Source organism: Mycobacterium sp., from assembly GCF_035653355.1.
GTDB lineage: Bacteria > Actinomycetota > Actinomycetes > Mycobacteriales > Mycobacteriaceae > Mycobacterium.
The window spans coordinates 1-9,393 of the sequence record NZ_DASRBZ010000006.1 but is presented as its reverse complement, the minus strand read 5'-3'; the positions used below and the strand labels follow the sequence as shown (position 1 = coordinate 9,393).

The following is a 9,393-nucleotide window of genomic DNA, read 5'->3' as shown; positions in this document are numbered from 1 at the left end:
TCCTGGCGATCGTCGTCGCCGATCTGCTCGGACCTGCGCAGCGCAAGTGGGCGGGAATCGGAATCGGCCTGGCGGCTGGGATCAAGCTGACCCCGGCCTTGTTCATCATCTACCTGGCCGCCATCGGGCGCCTGCGTGCTGCACTGGTGGCAACCGCGACATTCGTCGTTACCGTCGTCGTCGGATTCGCTGTGCTGCCAAGGGAATCCGGTTACTACTGGCTGCGGCGAGGCTTCCGCGACGTCCGGCGGATTTCACACGATCCGTTCTCCAATACCACGGTGGAGGGCTTGCTGCATCGTCTTCACTGTCCCGCTGTGCTGGCCACCGGTGCGTCCGTTGCGCTAGCTGCTATTGCCGTGGCGCTAGCGGCGATCGCGTATCGGCGTGGTCATGCCGTGCTGGGGATCGCGCTGGTGGGCATGGCTTCGGCGGCCGTCTCGCCGTTCAGTTGGAGCCATCACTGGGTGTGGTTCGCGCCGCTGCTGGTTCACCTGGGGTATCGGGCGTACATCCTGCGCAGCAGGTACTCGGCGTGGACCTTGTGGTTGTTGGCTGCCCTGCTGGCAGGCTGGTTCACCTCCGCGCCGGGCGGTGATATCCGCGAGGCGAGCGTGCTTTCCCTGCGGCCCGGCGGGATGTGGAAAGACATCGTTCCCGGCACCTATGTCTTTGTCTTCCTCGCCGTGCTGATCTGCACGGCGGCGTGGTTGCGGCGCTCGCCGACGGTTCCCAAGGCGACGCCGGATCGTGAGCCGCAACTTGCGCTACAGGCGCGGTGAGGTCGGCCTGGCCAGCAACTCCAGCAGTGCCGCCGTCACGTCCTGCGGGCGCTCCTCCATGACGTAGTGATCGGCTCCGCGCAACCGGGTCAGGGTCGCGGCGGGGATGCGTTCAGCGAGTTCGCGCGCGGTCCGAAACGGGATATACAGATCGCGGTCACCCCAGATGATCGCGGCCGGGCACATGATCTGCGTCAAACCTGCGGACAGCCACGGGACCTGCGGCAGGTGATAGTTCGCGTAGAACTCGACAAAAGCGTGTCTGCCACGCGGCTGGTCCATCCAGCCCAAGTATTCGGTTTCCAGCGTGGTGTCGAAGCAGCCGAGCTTGCGGTAGCGGCGCAGCGCCAGACGATGCAGCTGGCCCACCGGGAGCTGCCGGGTCGCGGCGGCGGAACCTCGATGCGTCGCCATCCACCGCACGTTCAGCATCACCGCGTAGAACCATGGACGAAAGACCCTGTGGCCCCGTGTATTCAGCAGCCCAAGCCGGAGCACACGGTCCGGATGCCGCAGCACGTAACCCAGCCCCAGGAAACCGCCGTAGTCGTGGGCGATGAGGTTGAACCGATCCAGCCCCATGTGGTCCGCGAGCTGCCCGATGCGCTCGACCTCGGCGTGGTATGTCGGCGGTGTGGCCGGCGGTTCTGAGTGGCCGTAACCGGGCCAGTCCGGAGCGATGACGCGGTAGCCGGCGGCCAACGCCGGTATCTGATGGCGCCAGCACGATGAGCTTTGCGGATAGCCGTGCAGGAGTAGCACCGGCTCGCCGGTGCCGGTATCGACATAGCGCACTCGGCGGCCGTCGAGGCTGCACTCTTTGTTTTTGTTCGAGGCGGTATATAAAAAACTCATTTTGTGCAATGTAGTGTGAAACTATGGAGACCGCAAGACGACAGCGCGGCCGGCCACGTGCCTATAACCCAGACACCGCACTTCAGCGTGCACGTGACACGTTCTGGCGCAATGGTTTCGCTGCGACGTCGCTCGACGGCCTCGCGGCCGCGATGGGGATGAACCGGCCGAGCATCTACGCCGGTTTTGGCGATAAGCAAGACCTCTACGTGGCTGCCGTCGACCGCTACGCCGCCGATAGTCGCGCCTGGCTTGCTCATCAGCTGGGCCTGCCGCGGCCGCTGCGTGCCGCGCTACGTGCGATCTACCGCGACGCGACCTCGTTCTACCTCGCCGGTGACGATGCGCCCCGCGGCTGTTTTCTCGTCGGCACGGCGGTGACAGAGTCGACCCGCGACGAACGGGTCCGCGACATCGCCGATTCGACGTTTGACGCATTCACCGAACTGTTCGCGGAACGTTTTCGGCGGGCGGCTTCCGAGGGGGAACTCTCGGCCGCGGTTAGCCCCCGAGCGTCTGCGCACATCGCCACCGCCACGCTCATCACGATCGCTCTTCGGTCCCGCACAGGTGCAGAGCCCAAGGTGCTCAAGGGATTAGCCGACGCAGCAGTCGGCGTCATCTGCTGCTAGGAGTAGGTTGCCCAACGCACGTGCAAGCGCGGCGGTTTGCGAAACACCAGACCGCGTGGCGCATTCGGCCGCTCATCGGCGAGGCGCAGGCCGGGAAGCTGATCCAAGAGTCGAGCGACCGCGATCCTGGTCTCGGTTCTGGCGAGCTGAGCACCGAGGCAGAAGTGCGGTCCCTGAGCGAAAGCCAGATTGAGCCGAGCATTGGCCCGGTAGATGTCGAAACGGTCGGGCTCGGCGAAGACGCTCGCATCTCGGTTGGCCCCGGCAAGCGATACCACCACCAGATCACCGCGCTGAACGCGCGCATCTGCGAGCTCGACATCGGTGGTTGCGTATCGGTCGACGGACGCGGCGGCAGGCTCGAGGCGGATCGATTCCTCGATCGCGTTGGCTAGCAGATCGATTCGGGCGCGGACCGCCGCGAGTGCCTGCCGGTCATCCAGCAGGTGCCGAACCGTGTTGAGGATCATGCCTTCGGTGGTGTCGACGCCGCCGAACATCAGTACCGCCGCGTTCGAGGCCACCTCGTCGGGACTGAGACCGTCGGGCGTCCGTGCCGCCTCCGCCAAGACCGAGCGGGGGTCATCGCGCGCCGCCAGCACGGCGGAGCGCAGCTGCCCGAAAGCGTGTGCTCCGGCTGCGCTCACCGGCCGCCCGCCCGTCGCCTCGGACACCGCAGCCACGATCGCCGCATACCAGCTCAACACCGCATCGGTGTCGATGCCGCGCAGGCCCAGCGCTTCGGTGACGATGGCGGCGGCGAGTGGACCGGCGAACTGCCTGCGCAACTCCGCGCGGCCCGCCGGTTGCATCTCGGCAATCAGCCGATCGGTCTGCGCAGCGATGAATGCGGTGAACCGCTCGCGGACTCGCGCGGGGTGAAACGGTCGCGCGAAAGCGTCACGGTGACGCACGTGAGCCGCCCCGTCGAGCGAGAGCATGCTGGGGCCCACGACCCGCGAGGTGGAGAATCGGGGATCGTCGACGGTGAAGGTCGCGGGGTCGCGCAATACCCGCACCGCAAGGTCGTACCGGGTAACCAGCCATCCGCCCAGCGCCTCCAGCCACGTCACCGGCTCGATGGCCCGCAGCCGTGCCAGCAGTGGGTGCGGGTCTTCCTCGAGCTCGCGCAGGGTGGCGGCTCGCCCGATCGGAAACTTGAAGATGGCAATACCCGCGCTCAGTACAGCGGCGACCACGCAGAAGTGCGCAGCAGCCGGCTCTCCCACTGGTCGCGAAACTTCAGGGCCTCGAACATGTAACTGCCCGGCCCTCGCCGCTCGGGCGGCAGGTCGGTGGTCAGCAGGTGCACCAGCGCCGCATAGTCGTTAGACGGATCGATCTTCTGCCATAGCATGGCTTCCCGGCGCTTGTAGCTGCCGTGCGCCACCTGGAAACACGCTTGGATGTCGAGCAGCCGCATGCCCGGCGGCGCCTGCGAGAGCGGCCGGTAGTAGATCTCATCCCAGGACCGGACGTAGTCGTCCAGCGGGGCGTCGGGCCACCCGGTGTCCTCCATGAACAAGCTCAACGGGTGTGTTGCGCCGTCGGTCGGCACGCTCGCCAAATCCACCTCCTGCAGCGGCGACCACTCCACTGGGAGCAAAATCTTGCCGGTCACCTCGTGGCGCAGGTTGTCCAGCTCGCGCATCCATGGCGCCAGGTCCCCGGTTTGGGCGCGGCGGGTCAGGTTCTCCCACGCCGCGCCATCGATTATGGCGGTGATGGTGACGACGTTGTAGGAGACCCCAGAGCCGTGGGCGTGGTTGGTGTACCACAGCAGCCGGGCGTTGTCGTCCCGGGCCAATGTGGGCATCCAGCCCTCGCGGTAGGCCGCCTCGAAGTCGTCTTCGCGCGCGCCGACCACCCGGTGGGTTTCGTGAAGGAACAGCACGGCGACTCCTTTCGGCTCAGGCTCCGTCTGCGATCAACGCGGCGAGCTGGTGGCGGTTGACCTTGCCGGTTTCGCTGTAGGGAATGTGGTCGACGATCGCCAGCTCTTCGGGCAGTTTGAAATACGCGATCAGCTCACGGCAGTGCGAGCGCAGTTCGTCGAGAGACACCGGCGTGCGCGCCACCACGGCAGCCCCGACCCGCTGGCCCATCTCGTCGTCGGCGATCCCGGCGACCGCCACGTCGCTGACCGCGGGATGGGTGCGGATGGCCTCCTCGATCTCGATTGGCCCGAACTTCTCTCCTCCGCGGTTGATCGTGTCGGTCAGCCGGCCCGCGGGATAGATGTAGCCGTCGCGATCTTGGCGGGCGAGGTCACCGGTGTGCAGCCAGCCGCCCGTCACGTTCTGGCTGGTGTTGACCCATAGCTCGCCGATATTTCCGGGTTCGACCTCCATGCCCGTGTCGGGGTCGACCACCCGCACGTCAACCCCGGGAAGCGGCCGGCCCACCGATCCCACCCGGTTGGGGTCGCGGTGATCGTCGGGCGACAGGGTGGTGTAGGCGCCCAGGGTCTCTGTCTGCCCAAAGACGTTGGCGAAAGCCACATTCGGTAGCGCCGCCATCGCCCTGCGCACCAGCGCGACGGGCGCAGCAGCCGCGCCGTACGCGATCGCGACCAGTGAGCTGAGGTCAGTGCGGGGGAAGGCGGGATGGTCGAGGATCCGCTGCAGCATGGTCGGCACCAGAAACGCGCTGCTGACCCGATGCTCGTGCACGAGGCGCAACCATTCTCCGGCGTCGAACCGGTCCTGCACCACCGAAGTGTTGCCGGAGTACAGGCTGCCGAGCATGCCCAACGCACCACCGACATGGAAGAACGGCACGCACATCAAACTGACCGCGGGTACCGTGTCGCGCCGAAAAGGCATGGTAAATCCGGTAATTCGTGCACTCAGCCGCGCATGGCTGATGGCGATCGCTTTCGGCAGCCCGGTCGTGCCGCTGGTAAACAACACCAAAGTGTCATGATCGTCGACGTTCTCCACGGGTCGCGGCGTGTGAGCCGGACCGTCGCCCAAGAGTTCGGCGGCCGTCAGCGCCTTGGCCGCACCGGCTTGACTGAGCCGATCCGCGTACGCCTTACCCGCGACACCGACGTCGGCGCACCCGGCACGCAACAGCAGCCCCCGGAGCTCCACCGGTGTAAGTGCGGGGTTCATCAGCGCAGCCGCCGCCCCGATGCGCGCCGCACCCAGCACCGCCGCGATCGACAGCAAGCTTCCGGTGTCGACGACCGCGACACGTTTGCCGGCCACCCCGTTTGCGGCCAGGCCAGCCGCGCAGCGGTCCACCGCGGTTGCCAGCTCGCTATAACTGACGACGCGACCGTCGATGATCAGTGCACGGCGGCCGGGATCGCCCGCTGCGGGGGCGTCGACGATCGTTCCGATGTTCATGCGCTCAGTACAGGGGCGACCATGACGAGGTCCGCAGCAGCCGGCTGGTCCACCGATCGCGAAGGTCGAGCGCGTCGTGCATCCAGGTGCCCGGAGCGCGCTGCTCGGGCGGGATCTCGGTATGCAGTAGCTGGAGCAAGGCGTCGGGCCGGTGGATGCGCTGCATCAGCGCGACCTCCCGGCGTAGGTGACTGCCCAGGGCCGGCCGGAAGGCAGCCTCGATGGTAAGCATGGCCGCCGGCCGGTCGAGGCTCTTGGCGTACACCTCACCGCAGCGGTCGATGTATTCGATGAATTTGTCTGCAAACGGCCACATGGTGTCTTCCATATAGAGCGTCAGCTCGTGCTCGCGACCATCGACGGGAACCTGCTCGAACGGCACATCCTGAAGTGGCGACCATGGCAGCGGCGTCAGCAGCTTGGCTTCGACGTCGTAGCGCAGTTCGTCGAGTTCGCGCATCCATTGCCGCAGATCGCCCTTCTGCACCCGGACCGCCAGGCGCTCCCAGGCCGCTCCGTCGCGAACGGCGGTGACGGTGACGACGGTGTAGGAGGGGCCGCTGCCGTGGGCGTGGTTGGCGTACCACAACAACCGCGCCTCGTCGCCGGCACCCAGCAGTGGCATCCAGCCTTCGCGGAAGGCAGCCTCAAAGTCGTCTTCGGCGCGCCCACGCACCTTGTGCACCTCGTGCATGAACAGCATGCCGAGACCTCCCAAAGCGGGCCTGCGCTGCGCGCCCGCGCTTCACGCACGTTATTCCGCGTGCCCTGTCGTGTCCACGGCCATTCGGCAACACACACATGTAGACAGCAACATCGGAAATCTGATTTGCTCAGACGGCACCCAGCTCACCCGCAGGAAGTCGCCCCATGGCCAGAATCGACGTCCCCGACGGTCCCGGCGGCGAGGCCGCGATGGTCTGGACGCTGCGCCCCGAGCTTGGCGGCATGGTGGAGCGGATGATCAAGGGCGCCTACCAGCAGAGCATCCTGCCGTCCGAGGAACGCGAGCTGGCCAGGATGCGCATCGCGCAGATCAACGACTGCGTCGCCTGTTCCGGGTTTCGCGCACCGTCGGTGCTCGAGGCCGGCATCGCTCCAGAGCTGTACGACAACGTCGCGGCATATGCCACCTACCCGGGCTACACGCCGCGGCAGCGACTTGCCATCGAGTACGCCGAGCGCTTTGCCACTGACCATCCCTCTATCGAGGACGCGTTCATCAGCCGCCTGCGCGAACTGTTCACCGACGCAGAGATCCTCGACCTCACGCTGTGCATTGCGGTTTTCCTTGGTCTCGGCCGCACCTTGACCGTGCTCGGCATCGACCAGTCCTGCGCGATCGACGTCTGAGCGACCGGTGGACATCGCCTCGGTCGACGAATTGCTCACCACCACCCGGGCGGTGCGCAAACGCCTCGACGTGACAAGGCCCGTCGACCGCGAGGTGATCCTCGATTGCGTGCGGCTGGCCATGCAGGCGCCGACCGCGAGCAACGCCCAGGACTGGCGTTGGCTGGTGATCACCGACGCCGCCAAGCGTGCCGCCATCGCCGAGATCTACCGAAGCATCGGCGCCCAGTACCTCGCCCATGCCGCGGCCACCGAGGCCGATCCACAGACCCGGCGCGTCTATCGCAGCGCCCATGCCCTCACCGAGACGCTGGCCCAGGTACCCGTCCACGTCATCCCGTGCCTGCAGCGCCGCTTTGACGAAAGCGACCGCGTGGTTGCCGCATCGGCGTGGGCATCGATCGTCCCGGCCGCCTGGAGCTTCTTGCTGGCTCTTCGCTCCCGCGGGTTGGGATCTGTTTGGACCACAATGCATTTGGCCAAAGAGCAACAGGTGGCCGAGCTGCTTGGCATACCCGCCACGGTCACGCAGGCCGCGCTGTTCCCCGTGGCGTACACGATCGGCAGCCAGTTTCGACCGGCATCTCGGCCGCCCGCGGAGACAGTCACTTTCTGGAATACCTGGGGAGAACACTGATGCGCTCATACACAGTGCGATTTCATGTCGATGCGCCGCCGGAAAAAGTGTGGCGGGTGCTGCACCCGCCGGCTCCGCCGAATTCTCCACGGCCGCGGGTCCTCAAGTGGCCCACCGGCAGCATGGAGATCTTGCACGAAGGCGACGAGGCGGGTCAGGGTTTGGTCCGCACATGTGTGTTCGCCGTACCCAAGTACTTGTTCTCCGGCGGCAAGGGACGGTCATTCGAGACCGTGACGGAGGCGAAGCTCAACAAACTCTCGCGCTATGTGGCAATCGGGAAGCCGCTATGGTCGCGCGCGGAGGGTTACCACGAACTCGAGGAACAACCCGACGGCACCACAGTGCTCACCTTTCATGAGGACTATCACGCGTATAACCCGGTGCTGCGTTTTCTTCTCGAGCGTCCAGTGCACGCCAAAATCTCGCGGGACAACCTGGAAACCTACGCGCACGCACTGAGCTACGCCGGCCGCGTTCGGCGGCTTCCTTAGCATCGCGCGGTCGAGGCGCCAAAGTCCTTTCTTAGCAAAGTATTAAGCACTGCTGCCGGTCACCTTAGATTCGCCGCATACCGTTCGAATCAGGTTGAGGCCGTGCTCAACCCAGCGAATGGCAACGCCATTGAGAAGTGAGGTAGTCGCATGACCGTTTCGACTAATACGGTGGCGGACCTCACGCCCCGCTACCGCAACCCAGTGTTCGACTGCGGTCCCGCCCGGATCCGGACCCAGTGTCGCCATCTGGCCACCGTGGTGACGATCAGCGGTGCCATCGACGCCGGAAACGTCGACCGTGTCGGCGAGTACGTCAGGCGATTCGTCCTCGAGGACAATCCCTTTGTCCTCGACCTCAGTGCTGTCGATTGCTTCGCTGCACAAGCCGTTTCCTTACTGCACCGCATCGACGACGAATGCTGCCGCGCTGGAGTGGAGTGGGCGCTGGTCCCAAGTCGCGCGGTATCGCAGATCCTGCGGATCACCAACGAGGACGGTGCTTTTCCAGTCGTGGACTCGGTGCACCAGGCGCTGCAGCACTTCGCTGACGTCATAGCTATGCGCCGTCGCGTGCTCCTGCCCCTGCTCACCAGGTCGGCTTAGCAGCAGCCTCCGCTACGGCGTACGCTGCTGTTTCATGGTGCTGAAGAAAGCAGCGATCGTCGCCGCAGGCGCTGTCCTCATCGGCTTGGCCGGGTCCACTGGCGTCGTCAGCGCCGACCCTTCGACGCCGCCGGCGCCCGCACCGCATGAACCCTCGGGATCACCGGGACCACCTGGACCGCCACCGCAGGCCGCACCGCCCGTACCGCCTGCGCAAGCGGGATCGCCCACGCACGCCCAGGCTGCACCGCCTGGACCCAAGACGACTATCGACCATGACGGCACATTTACGGTGGGAACCGACATCGTGCCGGGCGTCTACACCTCGGCCGGACCGGCGCAGGGCCATACCTGCTACTGGAAGCGGACCAACGGCAGCGACATCGTCGACAACGCGATGAGCAAAAAGCCCCAGGTCGTGCAGATCGACCCCACCGACAAGACGTTCAAGACAGACGGCTGCCAGCCGTGGCAGAAGAACGACGCGGCAAGCGTCGACCCCGGCAAGTCCCCGGCAGAAGTCAAAACGCAGATGGACATCCTCAACGCGATCGTCGGATCGCACGGCGCGCCACAACCGCCGAAGCCCTGACCAGAGCTACACACCCGACTTGGGGCATGGAAACCGGCGAGTACGCCCCCGGCCGTTCGGTCGATCTTTTCGGCGACTCCGGACAAACC

At 65.9% G+C, this 9,393-nt stretch carries 12 protein-coding genes; 7 read left to right on the top strand and 5 right to left on the bottom strand.

Going from position 1 to position 9,393, the window contains the following annotated elements:
- On the top strand, positions 1–782 hold a 782-nt coding region (locus VFA16_RS00220; protein WP_324965883.1), incomplete at its 5' end, for a glycosyltransferase 87 family protein.
- Here VFA16_RS00220 and VFA16_RS00215 read toward each other — a convergent pair.
- Positions 768–1,637, bottom strand: a complete 870-nt coding sequence (locus VFA16_RS00215) for an alpha/beta hydrolase (protein WP_324965882.1) — start codon at positions 1,635–1,637, stop codon at positions 768–770. The genes VFA16_RS00220 and VFA16_RS00215 overlap by 15 nt on opposite strands.
- Before the next feature lie 23 nt (positions 1,638–1,660).
- Here VFA16_RS00215 and VFA16_RS00210 point away from each other — a divergent pair, with 23 nt between their 5' ends.
- Complete coding sequence (locus VFA16_RS00210; protein WP_324965881.1) at positions 1,661–2,269, top strand: TetR/AcrR family transcriptional regulator; 609 nt, start codon at positions 1,661–1,663, stop codon at positions 2,267–2,269.
- Here the strand turns inward: VFA16_RS00210 and VFA16_RS00205 are convergent.
- Genes VFA16_RS00205 through VFA16_RS00190 form a run of 4 tightly spaced genes read right to left on the bottom strand, consistent with a single transcriptional unit; the run spans position 2,266 to position 6,325 of the window.
- Complete coding sequence (locus VFA16_RS00205; RefSeq protein ID WP_324965880.1) at positions 2,266–3,498, bottom strand: cytochrome P450; 1,233 nt, start codon at positions 3,496–3,498, stop codon at positions 2,266–2,268. The two genes, VFA16_RS00210 and VFA16_RS00205, sit on opposite strands and share 4 nt — an antisense overlap.
- Positions 3,450–4,163 carry a hypothetical protein gene (locus VFA16_RS00200; RefSeq protein WP_324965879.1) on the bottom strand — a complete coding sequence of 238 codons (714 nt, stop codon included), beginning with the start codon at positions 4,161–4,163 and terminating at the stop codon, positions 3,450–3,452. Before VFA16_RS00200 ends, VFA16_RS00205 begins: the two co-directional genes overlap by 49 nt.
- Positions 4,164–4,179: 16 nt before the next feature.
- Positions 4,180–5,622, bottom strand: a complete 1,443-nt coding sequence (locus VFA16_RS00195) for a fatty acid--CoA ligase family protein (RefSeq protein ID WP_324965878.1) — start codon at positions 5,620–5,622, stop codon at positions 4,180–4,182.
- Between the two features lie 4 nt (positions 5,623–5,626).
- A complete protein-coding gene (locus VFA16_RS00190; protein WP_324965877.1) occupies positions 5,627–6,325 on the bottom strand; it encodes a hypothetical protein in 699 nt (232 codons plus the stop codon).
- Positions 6,326–6,492: 167 nt separating this feature from the next.
- On the opposite strand from VFA16_RS00190, the gene VFA16_RS00185 reads away from it, so the two are divergent.
- The 5 genes from VFA16_RS00185 to VFA16_RS00165 all read left to right on the top strand — a co-directional run bounded on the left by VFA16_RS00185 (position 6,493) and on the right by VFA16_RS00165 (position 9,304).
- Complete coding sequence (locus VFA16_RS00185; RefSeq protein ID WP_324965876.1) at positions 6,493–6,975, top strand: carboxymuconolactone decarboxylase family protein; 483 nt, start codon at positions 6,493–6,495, stop codon at positions 6,973–6,975.
- 7 nt (positions 6,976–6,982) lie between these two features.
- Positions 6,983–7,612, top strand: a complete 630-nt coding sequence (locus tag VFA16_RS00180) for a nitroreductase family protein (RefSeq protein ID WP_324965875.1) — start codon at positions 6,983–6,985, stop codon at positions 7,610–7,612.
- The gene (locus VFA16_RS00175; protein WP_324965874.1) at positions 7,612–8,106 is read left to right on the top strand and encodes an SRPBCC family protein; all 495 of its coding nucleotides are present in this window, start codon (positions 7,612–7,614) and stop codon (positions 8,104–8,106) included. The genes VFA16_RS00180 and VFA16_RS00175 overlap by 1 nt, the downstream gene beginning before the upstream one ends.
- A 150-nt stretch (positions 8,107–8,256) precedes the next feature.
- The gene (locus VFA16_RS00170; RefSeq protein WP_324965873.1) at positions 8,257–8,712 is read left to right on the top strand and encodes an STAS domain-containing protein; all 456 of its coding nucleotides are present in this window, start codon (positions 8,257–8,259) and stop codon (positions 8,710–8,712) included.
- Positions 8,713–8,746: 34 nt separating this feature from the next.
- On the top strand, positions 8,747–9,304 hold the full coding sequence (locus VFA16_RS00165; protein WP_324965872.1) for a hypothetical protein: 558 nt from the start codon (positions 8,747–8,749) through the stop codon (positions 9,302–9,304).
- Positions 9,305–9,393 lie beyond the last annotated feature (89 nt).

Bases quoted from the DNA above. Each gene is read 5' to 3' on its own strand.
- VFA16_RS00215 (WP_324965882.1), bottom strand. From the start codon at position 1,637: ATGAGTTTTTTATATACCGCCTCGAACAAAAACAAAGAGTGCAGCCTC.
- VFA16_RS00210 (WP_324965881.1), top strand. From the start codon at position 1,661: ATGGAGACCGCAAGACGACAGCGCGGCCGGCCACGTGCCTATAACCCA.
- VFA16_RS00195 (WP_324965878.1), bottom strand. From the start codon at position 5,622: ATGAACATCGGAACGATCGTCGACGCCCCCGCAGCGGGCGATCCCGGC.
- VFA16_RS00190 (WP_324965877.1), bottom strand. From the start codon at position 6,325: ATGCTGTTCATGCACGAGGTGCACAAGGTGCGTGGGCGCGCCGAAGAC.
- VFA16_RS00185 (WP_324965876.1), top strand. From the start codon at position 6,493: ATGGCCAGAATCGACGTCCCCGACGGTCCCGGCGGCGAGGCCGCGATG.
- VFA16_RS00175 (WP_324965874.1), top strand. From the start codon at position 7,612: ATGCGCTCATACACAGTGCGATTTCATGTCGATGCGCCGCCGGAAAAA.
- VFA16_RS00170 (WP_324965873.1), top strand. From the start codon at position 8,257: ATGACCGTTTCGACTAATACGGTGGCGGACCTCACGCCCCGCTACCGC.
- VFA16_RS00165 (WP_324965872.1), top strand. From the start codon at position 8,747: ATGGTGCTGAAGAAAGCAGCGATCGTCGCCGCAGGCGCTGTCCTCATC.